This window comes from Corallococcus sp. AB011P (genome assembly GCF_003611605.1).
Lineage (GTDB): Bacteria > Myxococcota > Myxococcia > Myxococcales > Myxococcaceae > Corallococcus > Corallococcus coralloides.
On sequence record NZ_RAVX01000003.1, the window covers coordinates 12,357 to 31,577 of the forward strand.

Annotated in this window: 21 protein-coding genes; 11 read left to right on the top strand and 10 right to left on the bottom strand. The window is 69.8% G+C overall.

Annotated features, from left to right (window positions below):
* The first annotated feature begins 8 nt into the window (after positions 1-8).
* Positions 9-467 (top strand): GNAT family N-acetyltransferase, encoded by a 459-nt coding sequence (locus tag D7X30_RS09900; RefSeq protein ID WP_120562652.1) that lies wholly within the window; start codon positions 9-11, stop codon positions 465-467.
* A gap of 1 nt (position 468) precedes the next feature.
* Here the strand turns inward: D7X30_RS09900 and D7X30_RS09905 are convergent, their stop codons facing one another.
* From D7X30_RS09905 to D7X30_RS09920, 4 genes are all read right to left on the bottom strand, one after another.
* Positions 469-879, bottom strand: coding sequence for a VOC family protein (locus D7X30_RS09905; RefSeq protein ID WP_120562653.1), 411 nt, complete (start codon positions 877-879; stop codon positions 469-471).
* Positions 880-1,002: 123 nt separating this feature from the next.
* Positions 1,003-2,373, bottom strand: a complete 1,371-nt coding sequence (locus tag D7X30_RS09910; protein WP_120562654.1) for an FAD-binding oxidoreductase — start codon at positions 2,371-2,373, stop codon at positions 1,003-1,005.
* 46 nt (positions 2,374-2,419) lie between these two features.
* Positions 2,420-3,187, bottom strand: a complete 768-nt coding sequence (locus D7X30_RS09915; protein ID WP_120563255.1) for a dienelactone hydrolase family protein — start codon at positions 3,185-3,187, stop codon at positions 2,420-2,422.
* A gap of 66 nt (positions 3,188-3,253) precedes the next feature.
* Complete coding sequence (locus D7X30_RS09920) at positions 3,254-4,078, bottom strand: helix-turn-helix domain-containing protein (protein WP_120562655.1); 825 nt, start codon at positions 4,076-4,078, stop codon at positions 3,254-3,256.
* Between the two features lie 93 nt (positions 4,079-4,171).
* Here D7X30_RS09920 and D7X30_RS09925 point away from each other — a divergent pair, with 93 nt between their 5' ends.
* The 3 genes from D7X30_RS09925 (at position 4,172) to D7X30_RS09935 (ending at position 7,080) form a co-directional block, all read left to right on the top strand.
* On the top strand, positions 4,172-5,611 hold the full coding sequence (locus tag D7X30_RS09925) for an RluA family pseudouridine synthase (RefSeq protein ID WP_120562656.1): 1,440 nt from the start codon (positions 4,172-4,174) through the stop codon (positions 5,609-5,611).
* Between the two features lie 112 nt (positions 5,612-5,723).
* Positions 5,724-6,260, top strand: a complete 537-nt coding sequence (locus D7X30_RS09930) for a hypothetical protein (protein WP_120562657.1) — start codon at positions 5,724-5,726, stop codon at positions 6,258-6,260.
* A 190-nt stretch (positions 6,261-6,450) separates the two neighbouring features.
* Positions 6,451-7,080, top strand: a complete 630-nt coding sequence (locus tag D7X30_RS09935) for a DUF2716 domain-containing protein (RefSeq protein ID WP_233591496.1) — start codon at positions 6,451-6,453, stop codon at positions 7,078-7,080.
* A gap of 15 nt (positions 7,081-7,095) precedes the next feature.
* Here the strand turns inward: D7X30_RS09935 and D7X30_RS09940 are convergent, their stop codons facing one another.
* Entirely contained in the window at positions 7,096-7,290 is a 195-nt protein-coding gene (locus D7X30_RS09940; RefSeq protein WP_120562659.1) for a hypothetical protein, read from the bottom strand.
* A 109-nt stretch (positions 7,291-7,399) separates the two neighbouring features.
* Here D7X30_RS09940 and D7X30_RS09945 point away from each other — a divergent pair, with 109 nt between their 5' ends.
* The 6 genes from D7X30_RS09945 (at position 7,400) to D7X30_RS41915 (ending at position 14,544) form a co-directional block, all read left to right on the top strand.
* Positions 7,400-8,020 (top strand): hypothetical protein, encoded by a 621-nt coding sequence (locus tag D7X30_RS09945; RefSeq protein WP_120562660.1) that lies wholly within the window; start codon positions 7,400-7,402, stop codon positions 8,018-8,020.
* A gap of 70 nt (positions 8,021-8,090) precedes the next feature.
* Positions 8,091-8,603: an FHA domain-containing protein gene (locus D7X30_RS09950; RefSeq protein WP_120562661.1), complete on the top strand. Its 513-nt coding sequence runs from the start codon at positions 8,091-8,093 to the stop codon at positions 8,601-8,603.
* Positions 8,604-8,660: 57 nt separating this feature from the next.
* Positions 8,661-9,953, top strand: coding sequence for a Stp1/IreP family PP2C-type Ser/Thr phosphatase (locus D7X30_RS09955; protein WP_120562662.1), 1,293 nt, complete (start codon positions 8,661-8,663; stop codon positions 9,951-9,953).
* Positions 9,954-10,063: 110 nt separating this feature from the next.
* Positions 10,064-13,039 carry a carboxypeptidase regulatory-like domain-containing protein gene (locus D7X30_RS09960; protein WP_120562663.1) on the top strand — a complete coding sequence of 992 codons (2,976 nt, stop codon included), beginning with the start codon at positions 10,064-10,066 and terminating at the stop codon, positions 13,037-13,039.
* A 40-nt stretch (positions 13,040-13,079) separates the two neighbouring features.
* The gene (coaBC, locus tag D7X30_RS09965) at positions 13,080-14,297 is read left to right on the top strand and encodes a bifunctional phosphopantothenoylcysteine decarboxylase/phosphopantothenate--cysteine ligase CoaBC (protein WP_120562664.1); all 1,218 of its coding nucleotides are present in this window, start codon (positions 13,080-13,082) and stop codon (positions 14,295-14,297) included.
* A gap of 76 nt (positions 14,298-14,373) precedes the next feature.
* The gene (locus D7X30_RS41915) at positions 14,374-14,544 is read left to right on the top strand and encodes a hypothetical protein (protein WP_158619225.1); all 171 of its coding nucleotides are present in this window, start codon (positions 14,374-14,376) and stop codon (positions 14,542-14,544) included.
* On the opposite strand, the gene D7X30_RS09970 is transcribed toward D7X30_RS41915, so the two are convergent.
* Positions 14,534-15,592 carry an SDR family oxidoreductase gene (locus D7X30_RS09970; protein ID WP_120563256.1) on the bottom strand — a complete coding sequence of 353 codons (1,059 nt, stop codon included), beginning with the start codon at positions 15,590-15,592 and terminating at the stop codon, positions 14,534-14,536. The two genes, D7X30_RS41915 and D7X30_RS09970, sit on opposite strands and share 11 nt — an antisense overlap.
* A gap of 115 nt (positions 15,593-15,707) precedes the next feature.
* Here D7X30_RS09970 and D7X30_RS09975 point away from each other — a divergent pair, with 115 nt between their 5' ends.
* Positions 15,708-16,610, top strand: coding sequence for a LysR family transcriptional regulator (locus D7X30_RS09975; RefSeq protein WP_120562665.1), 903 nt, complete (start codon positions 15,708-15,710; stop codon positions 16,608-16,610).
* 10 nt (positions 16,611-16,620) lie between these two features.
* On the opposite strand, the gene D7X30_RS09980 is transcribed toward D7X30_RS09975, so the two are convergent.
* The 4 genes from D7X30_RS09980 to D7X30_RS09995 all read right to left on the bottom strand — a co-directional run bounded on the left by D7X30_RS09980 (position 16,621) and on the right by D7X30_RS09995 (position 19,183).
* Positions 16,621-17,094: an SMI1/KNR4 family protein gene (locus tag D7X30_RS09980; protein ID WP_120562666.1), complete on the bottom strand. Its 474-nt coding sequence runs from the start codon at positions 17,092-17,094 to the stop codon at positions 16,621-16,623.
* Positions 17,095-17,103: 9 nt separating this feature from the next.
* Positions 17,104-17,646 carry a hypothetical protein gene (locus D7X30_RS09985; RefSeq protein WP_233591497.1) on the bottom strand — a complete coding sequence of 181 codons (543 nt, stop codon included), beginning with the start codon at positions 17,644-17,646 and terminating at the stop codon, positions 17,104-17,106.
* A 151-nt stretch (positions 17,647-17,797) separates the two neighbouring features.
* A complete protein-coding gene (locus D7X30_RS09990; RefSeq protein WP_120562668.1) occupies positions 17,798-18,703 on the bottom strand; it encodes a hypothetical protein in 906 nt (301 codons plus the stop codon).
* A gap of 72 nt (positions 18,704-18,775) precedes the next feature.
* The gene (locus tag D7X30_RS09995) at positions 18,776-19,183 is read right to left on the bottom strand and encodes a hypothetical protein (RefSeq protein WP_120562669.1); all 408 of its coding nucleotides are present in this window, start codon (positions 19,181-19,183) and stop codon (positions 18,776-18,778) included.
* Positions 19,184-19,221 lie beyond the last annotated feature (38 nt).

Consider the following 19,221-nt stretch of genomic DNA (forward strand, 5'->3'; position numbering starts at 1 on the left):
GTTCGGACATGGCCCCCACCACCTTCCGCAACGCCCGTGACACCGACCTGCCCACCATCATCGCGCTGCTCGCGAATGACGACATCGCGCGCTCGCGCACCGGCTACGCCGAGGAGGTCACTCCCGCCGTCGATGCCGCGTTCAAGGAAATCACCGCCGACCCGAACAACGAGATCGTCGTAGGCGAGCAGGACGGGCAGGTCATCGCCACGCTCCAGCTCACGTACATCCCGGGCCTGGGCCGCGGCGGGATCCGGCGAGCACTGGTGGAGGAGGTGCGCGTGCGCTCGGACCTGCGAGGGCAGCGCATTGGAGAAGCGCTGATGAATGAGGCGATGGAGCGCGCTCGGGCCCGGGGCTGCGCCCTGATCCAGCTCACCACCGACAAGCGCCGCCACGAAGCCCAGCGCTTCTATGCGCGGCTGGGGTTCGTGGCGAGCCACGAGGGCATGAAGCGCCCTCTCTGAATCACGGCTGCGGCTGCACGGCGGCGGGGTCCATCCAGAACGGCTCCCACTGGTGGCCATCCAGGTCCGAGAAGCTGCGCTGGTACATGAAGCCCATGTCCGTCTTGTCCTTGGTCTCCTTCGCGCCCGCCGCCAGCGCCTTCTCCATCAGCGCGTCCACGGCGGCACGGTTTTCCTGGGACAGGGCGATGATCACCTCCGTTGTCTTCGTGGCGTCCGCGACCTCCTTCTGGGTGAACGTCTTGAAGAAGGGCTTCACCAGCAGCATCACGTAGATGTCCTCGCTGATGACCATGCAGGTGGCGTTGGCGTCCGTGAACTGGGGGTTGAACGTGTAGCCCAGCTTCGTGAAGAAACCGACCGCGCGGTCCAGCGACTCGACGGGGAGGTTGACGAAGATCTTGGTGCCCATGGTGCGTCTCCTGGCGGAAGAAAGAGGATGAGGTGAACGTCGCCTTCATCCACGCGACGAACGTGCTCCGGTGGGATCGACACCGGATTTATTTTTCCCCGCGCCGCCGCCAACCCACCGGAATCACAGCACCTTGCCGGGGTTGAGCAGGCCCAGTGGGTCGAGCGCGCTCTTGATTGCCTGGTGCAGGCGCAGCGTCTCCGGGCCCAGCTGCGCGCCCAGGAAGCCGCGCTTGAGGGACCCCACGCCGTGCTCGCCCGTGATGGTGCCTCCCAGGGCCAGCGCCGCGTGCAGGATGTCGTCGAACGCTTCCTTCGCCCGGGCCAGCGCCGCTGGATCCTTCCGGTCGAAGACGACGGTGGGGTGCATGTTCCCGTCGCCCGCGTGCCCGAACGTGCCGATGAGCACTCCGTGCTTCTCCGCGATGCGCTCCACCTCCGCGAGCAGCTCCGGGATGCGCACGACAGGCACGCCCACGTCATCCAGCAGCGTGGCACCGCGCTGCTCCAGCGCCGGGAAGGCGAAGCGCCGGGCGCCCATGAGCAGCTCGCCCTCGGCCTCGTCCGCGGTGCTCAGCACGGAGGTCGCTCCGGCCCGCTCACAGGCCGCGACCATCAATGCCAGTTCCTCCTCTCCCTGCACTCCGCCCGCGTCGGAGCGCGCCAGCAGCAGGGCCTCGGCGGTGACGTCCAGGCCCATGGGCTTCCAGGACTCGACGGCGCGCACGGTGGTGCGGTCCATCAGCTCCAGCACGGATGGGCGCGAACGCTCCATGATGTCGCAGACGGCCGTGCCCGCGCTCACGAGCGTCGGGAACGCGGCCACCAGCGTCGTCGCGTTCGGTGGCCGGGGACGCAGCCGCAGTGTCGCCTCGGTGAGGACGCCCAGCGTGCCCTCCGAACCGATGAAGAGGCGCGTTAGATCGTAGCCCGCCACGTTCTTCACCGTCCGCCCGCCGGTGCGCACCACGGTGCCGTCCGCGAGCACCGCCTCCAGCCCCAGCACCGCGTCGCCCGTCACGCCGTACTTCACGCAGCACAGGCCACCTGCGTTGGTGGCCAGGTTGCCGCCGATGGAGGAGAACTCCCAGCTCGCGGGATCCGGCGCGTACCAGAGGCCGTGCTCCGCGGCGGCGGCCTTCACCGCGCCGTTGAGCGCGCCGGGCTGGACGACAGCCAGCATGCCGCGCCGGTCCACCTCCAGGATGCGGTTCATCCGCATGAGCGACAGGACGATGCAGCCGTCGCTCGCGTTCGCGCCGCCCGACAGGCCCGAGCCCGCGCCCCGGGGCACCACCGGCACGCGCAGCGCCGTGGCCACCCGGAGCACGGCCTGTACTTCGGACGTGGACGCGGGCCGCACCAGCACCCTCGGCATGCCCGAGGACGCCCACTCCGCCTGGTCGTGCCGGTGCGCCGCGAGCACGTCCGGATCCGTGATGACCGCCTCCGCCGGCAACACCTCCGCCAGCGCTCGCTCCACGTCGACCGTCATGAAGGCCTCCCAGGCTCTGGACCGTGAACGCCGGGCCGGCCGCCCGTCATCCGTTCCCTGACGCCCCAGCTTGCCCCGGAGCCGGGGCCGCTTCACCCAGGACCTGCGCCAGGAATGTCCGCAAGGCGGCGTCCGCGCGTCCCGCGGCGACCGGGTGGTATTGGATGCCTGCTTCGGGCCTCTGAGCGCCGGGGAAGGTGAAGGCATGCATCGCGTGGCCGTAGGCCTGGAGCTGCCAATCCGCGCCCGCCTCGGTCAGCTCCCTCGCGATGCCCAGCACCGCGTCCGGCTTCGCGGTCGGATCCTCCCATCCGTGCAGCAGGAGGATGCTCGCGGAGATGGGCGGCTGGGGACCCAACCGTGGCGGGTGGAGCATCCCGTGAACGCTCACGGCGCCCCTCAAGCCCTCCGGAGCCGCGCGGGCCAGGTCGAGCGCGCAGAGTCCCCCGAAGCAGTAGCCCAGCACCGCGACGCGCTCCGGGTCCACGCGAGGATGGCGCCTCGCGGCCTCCAGCGCCGCTCGCATGCGCCGGCGGAGCAGCGCGCGGTCTTCCAGGAAGGGCCCCATGAGGTGCGAGTTGTCCCCCGTCACGTCTCCCCGCACGCCCTTGCCATACACATCCAGGGCGAAGCCCACGTAGCCCTGTGCCGCGAACCGTTCGGCCATCGCGCGGATGATGGCGTTCTGCCCATCCCACGCATGGGCAATCAGCACACAGGGGCGCGGGCCCGCGTGGGCGGAGTCGTGGGCGACGTACCCTTCACAGAGGGTTTCCCCATCGGCGTAGTCGAGGCTCTCGGCATGGAGGGACATGGTGGCGTTCACGCTGCCTGCCTCATGCCTGGGTCGTCTTGAACGAATGCGACATGCCCGAGCCTTTCAGAGGAAGTGCGCGAGCGCCGCGGCCGAGCCCTCCCGTCGGGGGTTGAAGTAGTCCGCCATCATCGAGCGCGGTGTTCGGGCGAAGCGCCCGGGTGTCAGGCCCAGATGGCGGCGCCACATCCGGATGCGGTGGGCCTGGTCGCTGAACCCCTCGTGCGGATCCCCCTGACCCGTCTGCGCCGCGAGCAAGCTGTGGTGGATCCGCTCCAGCGCGGCCACCTGCCGGGGCGAGTGCCCGAGGTGCTCCTGGAACCAGCGCTCCAACTGCCGCGTCGACACGTCCACGGCCCGCGCCGCGGCTTCCACGCGCGACGTGCGGCGCAGCACGTCCCAGGCCCGCGCGAGCCGCTCGGTTTCGGGAAGGGGCTTCGTCGTGACCAGCTGTTCGAGCAGCCAGGCATCCAGTCGTGCGGCGACCCTGTGAGGCTCCCACGCGGCCGACAGGTCCTCCACGAGCCGCCGGGACGCGCCATCGCCAAGCACCGCACCCAACTCCAGCAGGTCGTCCCCCGTGGACTGGCCGCTCGCGGGAAACAGGCGCGCGAGTCCCGCCGGCGTCAGCATGACCATCACGAAGGCGCAGCCTTCCCCCGAGCGCCAATCGCGGCGGTGGGATTGGATGCCCAGGAGCGAGGCTCGCGGGGCTCCCGCCGCGAAGTCGCTCGTGCACGGCCGGCCGAAGTTGAGGGTCAGCACCGCCGTGGGCGACGGCGCGGTCTGGATGGGCCGTCCTTCGTGGGCGCCCTTCAGGTCCTCGATGAACCAGTACCCCAGCACCAGGGAAGACAGCTGCGCGACGGGGGCTTGCTTGAGGAAGTGCACGGCGTGTCTCTGCCTCCCCGCCAGCGGTAGGGTGGGAAACATAGTCCGCGAAGGCGCCCTCCACCGGAGGATTCAGGCGAAGATGGGGCCCGGATGAAGACCCGAACAGACGAGGCGGAGCTCATCCGGACCCTGGCGTCCATCGAAGGCCCGCTGCCTGCGCGGCTGGCGAATCCCTTCCATCCAGCGCCTCCCGGCCCCTGGGGGCTCCGCGCGGCGGAGGCACTCCAGCAGCGGCTGCGGCAGGAGCCCTCGTTCCGCGAAGCCCTGTGGCGGCCCGGCGGCGGCAAGATGTTCGGCGTGCTGGTGGTCGCGGCGCCGGATGGACGGGTGGGGTTCCTGAGCGCCTTCTCCGGGATGCTGAACGGTGCGTGGAACGTGGAGGGCTTCGTGCCGCCGCTGTTCGACCCGGTGGCCCGCGACGCGTTCTGGCCGGCGGGAGAGGCGGAGCTGGCCGCGCTGGAACAACAGCATGCGGCGCTGTGCCGGGAAGCCGAGGCGCTGCGCGCACAGGGACACGAGCCTTCGCTGCGCGACGTGGAAGCGCGCGTGGCGGAAGTGGAGCACGTGCGTGCGGAGCGTTCACGAGCCCTGTGGCGTCAGGTGACCCAGGGATATGTCATTCCCAATGCGCGCGGTGAAACCCAGACACTGGCCTCGCTGTTCGCGCCCAAGCCTCCTCCCGGTGGCGCTGGTGACTGCGCGGCGCCCAAGCTGCTGGCGTATGCCTTTCGCAACGGATTGACGCCCTTGGAGCTCGCGGAGTTCTGGTGGGGAGCACCGCCGCTCGATGGCCGCCGGGAATCCGGCGCGTACTACCCGGCGTGTGACAACAAATGCGGCACGGTGCTGCCGTACATGTTGCAGGGATTGGCGGTGGAGTTGCCGCCCGCCGAGCCAGCCGCCGCCGGGCCACGCCTCCTCCATGAGGATCCGTGGCTCCTCGTAATCGATAAGCCCGAGGGGCTGCCCACGCTCCCCGGACGCCATGCGCCCACGCGCGACTCGGTGCTCGTCCGGCTCCAGCCCCGGTTCCCGGAACTGACCCCCGCCAGCTTCCTCCACGAACTGGACCCGGAGTCCTCCGGCCTCCTCGTCATCGCCCGGGATGCGGTGACGCGGGGCTCGCTCCAGCGCCAGTTCTCCCAGCGCGAGGCGGAGCACCGCCACGTCGCCTGGGTGGACGGCCGCGTGGCCGGAGACTCAGGCCTCATCGACCTGCCGCTGCGCTTCACCCCCCACGCCTCCCTGGAGGACTGCGTGGACGCGCGCCACGGCAAGCGGACCCGGAGCGCGTGGAAGGTCCTCCGTCGCGAGGCAGCCCGCACCCGGGTGGAATTCGTTCCAACGACCCATCCGCCCCACACGTTGCGTATCCATGCCGCGCATCGCCTGGGGCTGGGAGTGCCCATCGCCGGGGACGCGCGCTTTGGACGAGAGGACGTGCGGCTGATGCTCCATGCCGACGCGCTGGCCTTCGTGCATCCACGCACCGGCGAGCGTCTGGTGTTCGCCTCGCCCGCGCCGTTTTGAAGTCTGGCGGCGTGAATTGTTTGATCAATTCAAAGGCCCGCGGAGACCAAGGGAAAGGGAAGGGCGGGAAGGCCCTTCATGAACAGACACCCCCACCTTGGAGAGGAATCCCATGACCTACGCACGCAAGAACCTCGGCTCGAAGTCCTTCATCGCGGGCCTGCTGCTCGCGGCGACGGCGCTCACCGGCTGCGGAGAGGACGACATCAAGCGCAAGTACCAGGGGACGTACGAACTGGATCTCCAGCTCGACACCGGCGCGAAGGTGTCCGAGGGCGGCCTGGACGTGGGCTTCAACGTCTACAACGACGATGACGCCTTCATCACGATGAACGCGCTGCAGTGCTCGCTCTCCGCCACCTACAGGAACATCACCGAGCCCGGCGCGGAGGGCGGCAAGGTGGAGTACGAGGATCTGCAGGACGTGCGTCCGGATCAGATCCACGTGTGCCCGGTGCCCGCGGAGTTCGGAGAGAACCTCTGGCTGGACTTCCGTCTGGGCAAGGGCCGCATCGAGAACAACCAGCTCACCATCGACTACGGCGGCACCGTGGTGCGCGGCACGTTCGAGGAGGTCTCGAACAGCCAGGGCACCCGCGTGGGGACCTTCGGCTACACGTTCCTGGGCAATGAGGTGGAACTGCCCTGATTCACCCGGCGCGGTCCCGTCGTCCACCGCGCGACACCGGGTGTGGATGGCCCCTGCGGCTTTCCACATCCGCCCCTCGTCGCGGTGGAAGTCGGGTGCCATGCACAGGCCCCGACCCCTCCCGCCAGGTGCTTGCGCGATTCCAGCGTTGCGCGCATACCCGGGTTTTCGAGAAGGGGGGGCAGTGGTGGTGCTCAAACTCAAACCGGAAGCCGAAGCCGAAGCTGAAGCCTGGATGCCCCTGTCGGGCGATGCGGAGCGCCACGCGTTGGACCATCCGTGGCCTTCCCCGGAAGAGGGCAGCGTTCGCTTCGTCGTGGGCGAGGACTTCTTCCGCCTGGAGCACGACGTCCGGCTGGAGCTCTACCGCGACCTGGCGGAGCGGATGCTCGCCGTGTTCCGCGAGCTCACCCCGCCCGGGGACTGGCTCTACGCGTTGGATCCGCAGCACCCCTGCTACCGCCTCTCCCCGCACGTGCGCTTCGAGGCCGACGCGACGCTGGAGGAGATGACCGGGCTCTACACGCGCGAGCACATGGAGCGCGTGGAGCGCGGCATCCACCCGCCGTCGTTCGAACCGCGCTGGGCCATGGACGTCCACCCGGCGGGGGACCCGGAGCACCTCTTCGCGCCGCCGGACTTCCACTTCGTCTTCGCCGCGCGCTACCGCGTGGGCAACTTCGACGGGCTGGAGGCCCCGGGGCGAGGCCCCATCGAGATGGAGACCTACGAGCTCCTGGGACACCGCCTCATCGCCGCCGTGGACCGGAACCCGCCGGCGCTCTTCCAGCGCGCGCGCAGGCTGGGGCCTGACGACTGAGGAGAAGCCGGAACGTCAGGCTGGCCGGGACACGGTGCGCGGGCGGGGCGCACCCTCGTAGTAGAGGTTGGCGCGCCCCTCGCCGTAGACGACCAGCACCCGGTCGTTCTCCTCCAGGAGCCCTGACGTCGTCTGCGTGACCTTGCGGACCAGCGTGTCGAGCTGTGCCGGACCCTGCTTGCTGCTGGCCCGGACCGTGACGACTGGCATTCGGTGTTCTGCTCCTGGTGACCTCCCGCGACGGCAGGAAGGCGTTGCGTGTCATAGCCAACGGAACACTTCGTTGACAAGTGCGCGCTGCCACGGTGGATAGAGTCCCATGCTCCACCTCGCTCGCGCATTGCTGGTTGTTTCGCTTGCCCTGGTCTCCACCTCCGCCGCCGCGCAGTCGCGCGAAGCAGATTACCTGCGGGGCCACGTGTCGCCCACGCCCGCCTGGCTGCCCCGCGGCCTCTTCCTGGGCACGCAGATCAGCAACGGCGCCATCATCCCCAACCTGCGCGTGCAGTGGGAGTTCACCATCTTCCAGGACCGCAAGGACGCGTGGATCGCCATCCTGGAGGGTGGGGTGGGGTGGGCGGCGTCATTGCCCGACAGCGCGCTGGCGGACCGGAACCTCTACCTGCCGGTGACCTCCTACTACGAGCACACGGGGCAGGTGGGCTTCGGCTACCGCAACCACCTGCCGGGCAAGGCCCACTGGGGCTTCCAGGTGACGGGCGGCCCCACCTTCTACGGCGCCCACTTCACCACCCAGCCGCCGGACCGCCGCATCGCGGGCACCGTCCAGGGCCGCCTCCAGATTGGCTACCAGCTCCCGCAGGACGTGGGCGTGGGCCTGGCGGTGGGCTACTCGGAGCCCTTCGGCCTGAAGAACCGCAGCTTCGCGCGTGACTTCGTGGGTGGCGTGAACATCGGATTTTTCGCGGATTGGCGGTAGGGGCGCGGTACACTCCATGAGCGAGAGCGGCCCCGCCTGCCGGTGCGGGTAGGGCGCCGCTTCCACGTCCATGGCCGAGCTGCTCAGTGCCCACGTCGCGCGCTACCTGCGCAACCGCGAGGAGTTCGAACGGGGACTCCCCGCGGGAATCCTCCTCTTCACACCTCCCCTGGGCGCGGTGGCTCCCTCCGACCTGGAGGAGTATCCCGTGCGGACGGTGACCAACGCCGGTCCGCCGACGCTCGGGCAGGACGAACCCATCGTCTTCCCGCTGCTCAAGTCCCAGGGCAACGCCTTCGGCCGGGGCATCACCGTGGGGCGCACCGGCAACAACGACGTCGTCCTGGATGACGGCAGCGTGTCCCGGTTCCACGCGTGGTTTTCAAGGGACGCAGGGGATACCCGTTTTCTACTGACGGATGCGGGCTCGAAGAACGGCTCGTACGTGGCCGGGAGCCGGCTGTTGGCTCGCAAACCCATGGCGGTGGAGGACGGGATGCGGCTGCGCTTCGGTCAGGTGGAGGTCGGCTTCTACACGGCTGGAGGCTTCGCGCGCCTGCTGTCGGTGCGGCTGCAACCCTGAAGCCTTGCCACGTCTTCGGCGGCCTGCGTAACGTGCGGAGTCACCCTCTAGGCACGGATGGGAGCGTTCGCGGTGGCCTTGACCACAGAAGCCTTCGGGCTGACCGATGTCGGCCGGAAACGGCAACACAACGAAGACGCGATGATGGTGGACGCGTCGCTCGGCCTGTTCATGGTCGCCGATGGCATGGGCGGACACGCCGCGGGTGAAGTCGCCAGCGCGCGGGCCACGGAGGTCGTCAAGCAGCACATCGCGGCCAACCGGCACCTGCTCAAGGACCTGGCACAGAACCCCACGGCGGACAGCCGCTCCGCCGCGGCCGCGCTGGTGGAGGTGGCGGTGCAGCGCGCGTGCGCGGACATCTACCGCACGGCGATGACGGACGCCTCCAAGCGCGGCATGGGCACCACGTTCGTGTGCCTGGCCGTGGGCGGCAACAAGGGCGTCATCGGCCACGTGGGCGACAGCCGCGTGTACCTGGTGCGGCACGGGCAGTGCCACCGGCTCACCGAGGACCACACGCTCGTCGCCGCGCAGCTCAAGGCCGGCACCATCACCAAGGAGCAGGCCGCCACCTCGCAGTACCGCAACGTCATCACCCGCGCGGTGGGCATCCAGGAGTCCGTCCAGGTCGACACGCTCATCGTGGACCTGATGCCCGGCGACGTGTTCCTCCTCTGTTCGGACGGCCTGCACGGCTACGTCGAGGACGAGGAGATTTTGCCCCTGGTCGCGGGGCTGCAGCCCGGGGACCTGCCGCGCAAGTTCGTGGAGATCGCCAACGAGCGCGGCGGCAAGGACAACATCACCGCCGTGGTGGTGAAGGTGGCCGGCGACAGCGCGGCGCTCGCCAGCGAGGAGACGAGCGAGGCGCAGTCGCGCATGGAGGCGCTGCGGAAGATCCCGCTCTTCCGCCACCTCACGTACAAGGAGCAGACGGCGGTGCTGTCCATCGCCACCACGCGCACCTACCCGGCGGGCCGGGAGATCGTGGTGGAGGGGCAGCCGGGCGAGGAGCTCTTCGTCGTCATCCGGGGCCGGGTGGCCATCGAGAAGAACGGCGTGGAGATCGCGGAGCTGCGCTCGGGCGGGCACTTCGGCGAGATGGGCCTCATCGACAACGCGCCCCGCTCCGCCACGGTGCGCGCCACGGAGCCCACGCGGACCATGGTCATCGCCCGCTCTGACTTGATGGGGCTGATGAAGCGCGAGGCCATCCTGGCGGTGAAGATGCTCTGGAGCTTCGTGCAGGTGCTGAGCGACCGGCTGCGCGCCACCAACTCGGAGTTGAGCGAGGCGCGGCAGGAGCTGGCGGTGGCGCAGGCCATCCAGCCGTTCGCGGAGGACTGAGCGGGAACTCCACAGGGCCCCGGGGCGTCCTCAAGAGGACGCTCTGGAATTTCCCGGGGGAAACCGTCGTTGGGGGGCCGGCCTGGGAGTAAGGTCCCGGCCGCGTACACATGCGCAAATGGGTCTTCATCGCGGCGGCCGCCGTGCTGGCGCTCGCCGCCATCGTGCTGGGGCCCCGGTGGGGCGCACCGGCCGCGCGCCCCGTCTCTCCTGTCTCCGCCAGTTCCATCCGCCAGGGGATGCCCGCCTTCAACGCGGTGGCGGTGTCGTCTGGCGCGCAGGAGGGATTGACGCTCACCGGGCGCGTGCTGGACGGCAACGGCCGGCCGGTGGCGGACGCGGAGGTGTCGCTCGCGGCCTCGGCGGAGCGGACGCTGACGGACGTGCGCTGCGACGAGTGTGGACTGGCGCTGCTGGCCTGCACCGCGCACGAGACGGCGCTGCACACGCGGGCCTTCTTCGAACAGCAGCAGGGCTTCCTCACGGCGCGCGCCACGGTGCGTACGGACGCGGAGGGGAAGTTCCGCTTCGAGCACCTGGCGGGCGTGTCCTTCACGGTGTGGGCGCGCTCGGCGGGGCTGGGCGTGGCGCTCAAGGACCGGGCCGCGCCGGGGGAGGCGGTGGAGCTGTACCTGCCGCCCTTGCGGAGCATCACCGGCACGGTGGTGGATGACTCCGGCCAGGCGAGGCCCGGGGCGCGCGTGCGCGCGGTGTCGCGCAAGGTGCCGCTGCCCTTCGAGGCGGTGGCGGGCGCGGGCGGGGCCTTCACGTTATCGGGCCTGGGCGAGGGCCCCTTCTACGTGCTCGCGGACGCGGAGGGCTTCCAGCCCGCGGTGGCGCAGCACGTGGAGGCGGACTCGCAGCCGCTGCGCCTGAAGCTGACGCCTTCGCGCACGCTGGAGGTGCGCGTGCTGCGCGACGGGGCGCCCGCGGCGGCGACGGTGCGGCTGCGCGGCGACCACCTGACGCGCGAGGAGCACGCGGAGGCGCAGGGCGGGCCGGTGCGCTTCAACGGCCTGTACCCGGACGAGGTGGTGGTGACGGCGGAGGCGCCGGGCTTCGGCTCCGCGCCGCGGACGCTCACGCTGTCGCAGCGGGTGACGCAGGTGACGCTGGTGCTGGAGGCCGCGGGCCGGTTGCTCGTCACGATCGTGGATGAAGACGGCCAGCCGGTGCCCAACCCGCAGCTGCTCCTGCGCACGGTGGCGGGCGACCTCATCCGCCGCGACGCGGTGCCCACCGGAGCCCTGGCGGAGCTGGGGCCGCTGGCGCCGGGTGAGTACGTGCTGGAAGGGCAGGCGGAGGGCTTCACCGCGGCGCAGCTGCCCGCGCGCGTGGGGCCGGGCGAGACGCCGCTGGAGCTGGAGCTGGCGAAGGCCACGGTCATCAGCGGGCAGGTCATCGACGAGTACGGCCGGCCCGCGGCGGGCGTGTCCGTGCTGGTGCAGCCCACGGGCGGCGTGGTGAACGCGGGCGAGGACGGCCACTTCACGGCGCAGGTGCCCATGCCGGGGCTCTACACGCTGCATGCGCACCACTCCGAGTGGGGCGGAGGCAGCGTGCAGGCGTCAGCGCCCGCGACGGACGTGACACTGTCGCTGGAGGCGAAGGCGGGCGCGGACGTGACGGTGACCAGCGGCGGCCGGCGGGTCGAGGGCGCGGACGTGACGATGTGGGCGGATCCGGAGAACATCTTCCGCAGCGACCGCCCCTCCGGGCCGGACGGCGTGGTGCCCATGCGGGGCCTGCCGCCGGGCACGTACCAGCTGGTGGCGTCGCATCCGGAGTACCTGCCATCGAGTCCCCGGCCGGTGACGGTGCAGGACGGAGCGAAGCAGCAGGTGACGGTGGAGCTGGAGGCCGGCGCGCAGCTGACGGGCGACGTGGTGGACGAGGACGGCCAGCCGGTGGTGGGCGCGGCGATGAGCGTGGCGCCGCGCGTGGCGGAGCCGACGCAGTCGGATTCGAGCGGCCACTTCGAGTTCCGCGCGCTGCGGCCGGACCGCACCTACGTGGTGGAGGCGCGCCACGCGAGCTACGAGCCGATGGAGCGGCCGCAGGGCACGCCGGGCGGGCCGCCGGTGCAGGTGAAGATGCGCCGGCGCACGACGTTCCGGGGCCGCGTGGTGGACGACTCGGGCCAGCCGGTGCGCCGCTTCCGGGTGGACGAGCACGACGTGAACAGCCCGGACGGGCGCTTCGAACTGCCGCTGTCCACGGCGGGGGACCGGCTCATCGTCGCGGTGGACGCGGCGGGGTACGAGCCGCAGGTGGTGGACCGCCCCGCGACGCCGCAGGACATGGGCGACATCGTGCTGGTGAAGGCGCCGTCGGTGTCCGGGCGGGTGCGGGATGCGTCGGGCGGCGCGGTGCCGGACGCGGTGGTGACGTGCGACGTGTGTGACGGGTCGGTGCTGTCCGGGCCGGACGGCAACTTCACGCTGGCGAGCCCGCCCTTCGTGCCGCGCTTCACGGTGTCCGCGCGCAAGGGCAAGGTGAGTGGCACGCAGGAGGTGCCGCGAGGCAGCACGGCGCTGGTGGAGCTGACCCTCAAGCCCGCGACGCACCTGACGGGCCGGGTGTACCTGGCGGATGGGAAGCCCGCGGCGGGCGCGCAGGTGGAGGGGCTCAACGCGGACCGCAGCGAGACGGTGTCGCTCATCACCGGCGCGGATGGCCGCTACAGCGCGGACCTGTCGCCGGGCAACTACCGCTTCGTGGTGGGTGGGCGCGGGGCGGGCCAGCCGGCGGTGGTGGTGCAGGTGGCGGGCACGGAGATGACGTTGGACCTGGGCCCGGTGCCGGGGACGGGCTCGGTGACGGTGCTGATCCAGCCGGAGCGGGGCAAGGCGCTGTGGGTGGTGCCGGGTGACGTAGGGTCGGTGGGCAATCCGCCCACGGAGCTGTTGCGCTCGCGCTTCGCGCAGCTGGTGTACCAGCCCATGTCGGAGCGGGTGGTGGTGCAGGGGCTGCGGCCGGGCCGGTACACGCTGGTGTGGGGCTACTTCCACGCGGAGATGCCCGGGTCGGGCCCGGTGGTGCGCTCGGTGGACGTTCCCACCCAGGGCGAGGTGTCCCTGCGGTAGTCGGGTTGCGACCGGGCGGGCTGGCGCGTAATGAATCCGCATGGACGCATCCGCATTGAAGGGTCGCCGGATCATCGTCGGAGTGGGTGGCGGCATCGCGGCGTACAAGGCCTGCGAGCTGGTGCGTGAGCTGGGCCGCGCGGGCGCGGACGTGCGGGTGGCCATGACAGAGGCCGCGCGCCAGTTCGTCACCCCGCTGACCTTCCAGGCGCTCGTGGGGCACCCGCCGCTCACGGACTACTTCGACCCGGCGCAGGAGGGGAACTTCGGCCACCTGGACCTGGCCCGCTGGGGTGAGGTGTACGTGGTGGCGCCCGCGACGGCGGACCTGATCGCGAAGATTCGCGCGGGCTTCGGCGGCGACGCGGTGACGACGTCGCTGCTCGCCTTCAAGGGGCCGGTGGTGCTGGCGCCCGCGATGAACGTGGCGATGTGGGAGAACGCCCGGACGCAGGAGAACGTGGAGTCGCTGCTGAAGGAAGCGCGCTTCAGCACGGTGGGGCCGGGCGCGGGGATGTTGGCGTGCGGCGACGTGGGCTCGGGGCGGCTGGCGGACGTGGGCGCCATCGTGTCCGCGGTGGCGGCGCGTCTGGGAGGCGGTCCGCTCACGGGCAAGACGGTGCTGGTGACGGCGGGCCCCACGCGCGAGTACCTGGATCCGGTGCGGTTCATCTCCAATCCGTCCACGGGGAAGATGGGCCTGGCGCTGGCGCACGAGGCACGGGCGTTGGGAGCGAAGGTGACGGTGGTGTTGGGCCCGGTGGGCGCGGTGGACCGCACGGGGCTGGAAGTGGTGGACGTGGTGAGCGCGGAGGACATGGCGCGAGAGGTGCTGTCGCGCGTGGAGTCCGCGGACGCGTTCATCGCCACGGCGGCGGTGAGCGACTGGAGGCCGGAGTCGCGCGCGCCGCAGAAGGTGAAGAAGGGCGAGGGCCCGGAGAACCTCAAGCTGGTGCGCACGCCGGATGTGTTGCTGGAGGCGTCTCGCAAGGTGGCGGGCAGGGCGAAGCGTCCGGTGCTGGTGGGCTTCGCGGCGGAGACGGAGCGGGTGGTGGAGCACGCGCGCGAGAAGCTGGAGCGCAAGGGGCTGGACGCCATCGTCGCCAACGACGTCACCGCGGAAGGCGCGGGGTTCGGGACGGATACGAACCGGGTGACGGTGATTTCGCGCAGTGGCCCTGACCGCGTGTTGCAAGGCAGCAAGCGCGCGGTGGCGGGGGAGATCCTGTCGCTGTTGCTCGTGTCACCGCGCGGCTGAGCGCTTCGGCATCTCATTGAGCACGGGCTCACGCGAGAGGTGTGGCTCGGCGGCCCGCTCCGGCCTGGTGGCGGGAGTGCCCCGCCGTGTCGCCCGGGCCTTCTGCGACATGCTGTCCCTGCGCACGGTGGAGATGCCGTTCCCCTCACCGCGCATGACCAAGTGCCTCATCTGGCACACCCGGACGGATGCGGACCCGGGTGCGCGTTACTTCCGCTCGCTCGTCGTCGAAGCGCTCAGGGAATGACCTTGCGGCGGCGGTAGTCCGCGAAGACTTCGCGGAACATCGTCTCTGTTTCGATGTGCCCCGGGAACCCGTGGCGCCGCGCCTTGGACGGGTCCGCGAGGAAATCGAAGTTGATCGAGAACATCCCTTGGGCATGACGCCAGGGGTTGATGTCCGTGTATGGAGTAGGAGCGAGCCCGTGCTTCGCCACCATCCTGTCCCAAAGCGGTGCCTTGTCCGCCATCGTTTCAACCAGGGAGATGGGGAGGGGAGGGGCCACCTCCAGGTCGAACATGCGGGCAATCTTCGGCCACAGCTCGCTCCAGCGGAACTGGTCGCCGTTGTTGATGTTGAAGGCCTGGTTGGCGGCCTTGGGGCTCGTCGCCGCCCACAGCATGGCGTGCGCCAGGAGCCGCGCGTCCGTGATGTCCATGAGGATGTCGTAAGCGGACGGCGGCCCGGGGAAGCGCAGTGGGATGCCCAGCTCCTTCGACATGGACGCGTACACCGAAATGGCCAGCGCCGCGTTCATCGGGGTGCCCATCGCGTAGCCCACCACGACGGACGGGCGGAGCGCGGACCACGTCCACGCCTTGCCCTGCTGACGCTGCTCCAGGAAGACCTGCTGATCCACGTTGAACGCGGGAGGCATGTGCGGCGCGTCCGTCTCCCGGGCAGGCGTCTTGAACGGTCCCAGTTGCGCGCCGTAGACCTTGTAGCCCTGCATCAGGTTGATGTGCTGGAGGTTCCTGGCGACAGGCTCCACCGCGTCCACCACGTTGACGAGCATGGCGACGTTGGGCGCCACCAGCTCCGCGAGCGTCGGGCGGTCCTGGTAGGCGGCGTAGAAGATGTGCGTCACCTGCGTCAGGCCGCTCAGCTTCTCGCGGCTGTCGGCCGCGTCGAGCAGGTCCACGGAGATGAAGCGCACACCCTGGCGGTTCTCGCCTCCGCGCCGCGACAGGCCGATGACCTCCCAGCCGTCGAGCGCTTCGAGGTGTTCAATGAGGTTGAGTCCAGCGATTCCGTTGGCCCCGACGACCAGGGCCACGTTCTTGGTGGATGACATGGGGTTCTCCATGCGGCCCCACGTGGATCCGTCTCCGGGCCGCACGGGTCTAGTATTCGCGTGCCCTGTCACGAGGTAGAGCCGTCCCAGGCACAGGACTTGTGAGTTCAATTCAATGGCGCGTCTGGAAATCAATCGCTCCGGGGAGATGGAGGTCTTCGTCCGGGTCGTGGAGCAGGAGGGGTTCTCCGCGGCGGCGCGCACGCTGCGGATGACGCCGTCAGCGGTTAGCAAGCTCGTCGCGCGGCTGGAAGCGCGCCTGGGCGCGCGACTCGTGCACCGCAACACCCGGGGCCTCCAGCTCACTTCTGAAGGCTGCGTCTTCTACGAGCGCAGCGTGCAGGTGCTCGCGGAACTGGAGGCTGCCGAGCGCGGTGTCACGTCCCACGACGCGCCGTCGGGTCGCGTGCGCGTGAACACCAACGTGCCCTATGGCACGCACTTCCTCCTGCCGCGGGTGCCCGCGTTCCAGTCTCGCTATCCGGGCATCCGCCTGGATATCGGGCTCACGGACCTCGTGGTGGATCTGCTGGAGGATCGCGCGGACGTGGCCATCCGCGCGGGCCCGCTCAAGTCGTCCAACCTCATCGCGCGAAGGCTGGGGGAGACGCGCAAGGTCATCGTCGGCGCGCCGGCCTATCTGAAGGGCATGGGCACGCCGAAGTCAGCCGCGGACCTGGAGCGGCATACGCGAATGGGGGCCAGTCACACTCCCGCACTGGAGCAGTGGCCCCTCACGGAGCGTGGCGCCGTGGTGGACGTGCCCGTTTCCGGGACCCTCTTCGCCAGCGACGGCGAAGCGCTGCGGCATCTGGCGCTCGCGGGGGCGGGCCTCGCGCGAATCGCCGCCTTCCAGGTGCGTGAGGACATCAAGGCCGGACGGCTGGTCGCCGTGCTGGAGGACCGCAACCCTGGGGACACCGTGGTCTTCCACGCTGTGTTTCTCGATCCCGCGAAACAGCTTCCTGCGCGTATTCGTGCGTTTCTCGATTACTTCGCCGAAGTGGGCATGCGCTGACTGCTCACACCTATCCTTCCAGCGGTTCGCTGCTCAGCCAGAACGAGCGGTTGCCGCTGCGCAGCGCCTTCTCCAGGAACTCCGCGAAGGACGATGCGATGCGTTCCACCTCTGGGTACGTTTCATGGAAAGCATCGAACAGCGGATAGTTTCCGTCTGCCTGCTGCGCGACGTCCACGAAGACGTAGTCGCCGTCCTGCATGTCCACCACACAGTAGTGCGTGGCCGGTCCCGCGCTGTCCTCGTCTCGTCCGAAGATGGCAGCGCGCGCTCGTTCAATGCGCTCCAACGGCAACAAGTGGTAGTTCACATCTGGGAGCGGGGCGAAGAGCGTCGCTCCGTTGCAGTGCAGATAGAAGGCTCGCAGGTCCTCGTCCAGCTTCCACCCCATGCGCGCTTCAAAGGCCGCGACCTGCTCGGGCGTGGCGGGCGGACGGGGATAATGGAGCCGCGAGACTTCGTCGAGCAGGCGCTTCATCGACATGTTTGCTCCTCAGTCCGTGTAAGGCCGGTCGGGGCCCGGCGTGAGCCACTTGCCTCCAGGGGCGTAGCAGGCGGGATACTCATTGGTGAACACCTTGTGGACGTCCCCGGGGACAGGGATGACGTTGCCAGCGGCTGTTGGGGCGCCACCGTGCGCGAGATCGAAGATGTGGTGACCCGCCCAGTTCTCACCTCCGCTTGTCTTCGGCCAGTCTCCGAACTCCGAGCTCCACTTGCGGCGGAAGGACTCTCTTGCGGACTGCCAGGTGTCCCGTCGCCACTTTCCGTCCGATACCGTCGGGTAATCGCAGCAGCAGTGGGTGATGGCCAGACGCCCACCGGCCTCTGCGGGCATGAACAGGTAACGTCCCTTCCAGTCGCCCTTGATGTCGGCCAGCCACATGCAGCCCATGAGTGCATGGCCCTGCGCCGCGCACTTCGACTCGCAGCGGGACAGGAAGGCAGCGCTGCACTGCCAGGGCCCGTAGTAGATGGTCGTCTGGAGTTGCCCTCCGTCCGGCGTACTGACGACCGGCGCCACCCACTTCGCCATGGCGGGTTTGCCCGTGGTTCCGATGGTGGCCGAGCCGCATCCAACAAGGACCACAAGGGACGCCGCGCTTGCGGCACGCTGGATGAGACGAATGGCTATCACGGCAAGCGGTGATAGCGCGGCAAGAGCGCGTTCGACAATCAAGCTCGGGCTAACGCAAGCCCACGGCCGCGACCTGCCCCGGAGTCCCTTCCACCCCGTGAATGAACGTGTGTTGCTCCACGTGCACGGCCTCATGGAAGTCAGGCTCACCACGCCCACCATTCCAGTCCACGCGGTCCATGCGGATGATGCGTGACGAGTACGGCGACAGCGTCGCCGGATCCGTCACCAACTCTAGCTCCACGCGCGCGTACCGTCCTTTTGTCTCGTCCGACTGTCCGACAGGTTCACGGACAAGCTTCAGCTTCACGCACTTGGGCTCCGGCACTGACTCAGAGCACGGCACACCCACGTCCAGCCGGACACGCTCCTCGGCAGAGACCTCCTCGGTCTTCTTGCGGCCGGTGCCCACGGACATGGTCATCGGCACGACCGTCGTCCTCCCAGGCGTGAAGCTCGCTCCGTGCCAGCTTCCGACCCACTCGTCCCACCGGTTGCGGGCCTCACGCTCCAGGCCGTTGCTGAGGGCCTTCGCCATCTGGGCCTTCTTCATGGGGCTGACCGGCAGCGCGTCCAGCAGGTCCTTGCCGGGGCCGTCCTCCAGCGGATCAATCCCCTGGAAGTCTCCCTGGGCGTCGATGATGGACGCGGCCAGCGGCTCCACGAAGGCAGGGAAGGGGGCTTCGATGATCTCCACGTCCTGGAACACCAGCCGTCGACGCCCCTCTCCATCCGCGGGACCGAGTCGCATCGAGTACCGGCGCTGCGCCATCTGCCGGCCGCTCCAGTCCGTCCGCACGTCCACCGTGTGCATCACCCGGATGGTCGACTGCTCCGGCCAGGCGTAGCGCAGCGTCACCAGGTCCTTCCCCTGCGCGCCGCCAAGCGTGGCGCAGCCGAAGACCCCGGAGGACAACGCTGCGATGACGAGCCACGGGCGCGCGAAGGAAGCCATGTCCCGTCACGATAACAATGCCAGCCTGTCCGCGCGGCACGGCATGACGCCCGAACCGCGCGGACCCGACACTCAGGCCGTGGCCACCGTCGTGCCTCGTCGCAGGCCCGCGTACTCCAGCGCCGCGAACACCGCGACCGCCAGCGCTTGCGCCATGACGAACGCCACTCCCAGGCCCGTGGGCGTCGTCGGCCCGTGCGTCAGCAGCAGCACGCTGTCCACCACCCACGTCACGTTCACCGCGACCACGCACCACACCGGCCAGGAGGGCAGGGTGGCCCGTGACGCCAGGTACACCAGCAGCAACGCGAAGGGGATCAGCCCCACCCCCGCCGCGCGCAGGATGCCCGGCTCCAGGCCCGTCAGCGCCCCCAGCGGTTCCGCTGCCAGCGCCCCCAACAGGCCCGTCGCCCCGCTGGCGACGCCGTCCAGCAGCAGCACGCGGCGCAACAGGCTTCCCGACACGTTCGTCTTGCTCATGGCACACGTTCCCTTCAGTGGAATGGATGAACGCGACG

Coding starts and splice junctions, on each gene's coding strand:
- D7X30_RS09945 (WP_120562660.1), top strand. CDS start 7,400: ATGCTCCACCTCGCTCGCGCATTGCTGGTTGTTTCGCTTGCCCTGGTC.
- D7X30_RS09900 (WP_120562652.1), top strand. CDS start 9: ATGGCCCCCACCACCTTCCGCAACGCCCGTGACACCGACCTGCCCACC.
- D7X30_RS09975 (WP_120562665.1), top strand. CDS start 15,708: ATGGCGCGTCTGGAAATCAATCGCTCCGGGGAGATGGAGGTCTTCGTC.
- D7X30_RS09995 (WP_120562669.1), bottom strand. CDS start 19,183: ATGAGCAAGACGAACGTGTCGGGAAGCCTGTTGCGCCGCGTGCTGCTG.
- D7X30_RS09970 (WP_120563256.1), bottom strand. CDS start 15,592: ATGTCATCCACCAAGAACGTGGCCCTGGTCGTCGGGGCCAACGGAATC.
- D7X30_RS09985 (WP_233591497.1), bottom strand. CDS start 17,646: ATGGCGAAGTGGGTGGCGCCGGTCGTCAGTACGCCGGACGGAGGGCAA.
- D7X30_RS09915 (WP_120563255.1), bottom strand. CDS start 3,187: ATGTCCCTCCATGCCGAGAGCCTCGACTACGCCGATGGGGAAACCCTC.
- coaBC (WP_120562664.1), top strand. CDS start 13,080: ATGGACGCATCCGCATTGAAGGGTCGCCGGATCATCGTCGGAGTGGGT.
- D7X30_RS09925 (WP_120562656.1), top strand. CDS start 4,172: ATGAAGACCCGAACAGACGAGGCGGAGCTCATCCGGACCCTGGCGTCC.
- D7X30_RS09950 (WP_120562661.1), top strand. CDS start 8,091: ATGGCCGAGCTGCTCAGTGCCCACGTCGCGCGCTACCTGCGCAACCGC.
- D7X30_RS09910 (WP_120562654.1), bottom strand. CDS start 2,373: ATGACGGTCGACGTGGAGCGAGCGCTGGCGGAGGTGTTGCCGGCGGAG.
- D7X30_RS09955 (WP_120562662.1), top strand. CDS start 8,661: ATGGGAGCGTTCGCGGTGGCCTTGACCACAGAAGCCTTCGGGCTGACC.
- D7X30_RS09940 (WP_120562659.1), bottom strand. CDS start 7,290: ATGCCAGTCGTCACGGTCCGGGCCAGCAGCAAGCAGGGTCCGGCACAG.
- D7X30_RS09980 (WP_120562666.1), bottom strand. CDS start 17,094: ATGTCGATGAAGCGCCTGCTCGACGAAGTCTCGCGGCTCCATTATCCC.
- D7X30_RS09905 (WP_120562653.1), bottom strand. CDS start 879: ATGGGCACCAAGATCTTCGTCAACCTCCCCGTCGAGTCGCTGGACCGC.
- D7X30_RS09960 (WP_120562663.1), top strand. CDS start 10,064: ATGCGCAAATGGGTCTTCATCGCGGCGGCCGCCGTGCTGGCGCTCGCC.
- D7X30_RS09930 (WP_120562657.1), top strand. CDS start 5,724: ATGACCTACGCACGCAAGAACCTCGGCTCGAAGTCCTTCATCGCGGGC.
- D7X30_RS09990 (WP_120562668.1), bottom strand. CDS start 18,703: ATGGCTTCCTTCGCGCGCCCGTGGCTCGTCATCGCAGCGTTGTCCTCC.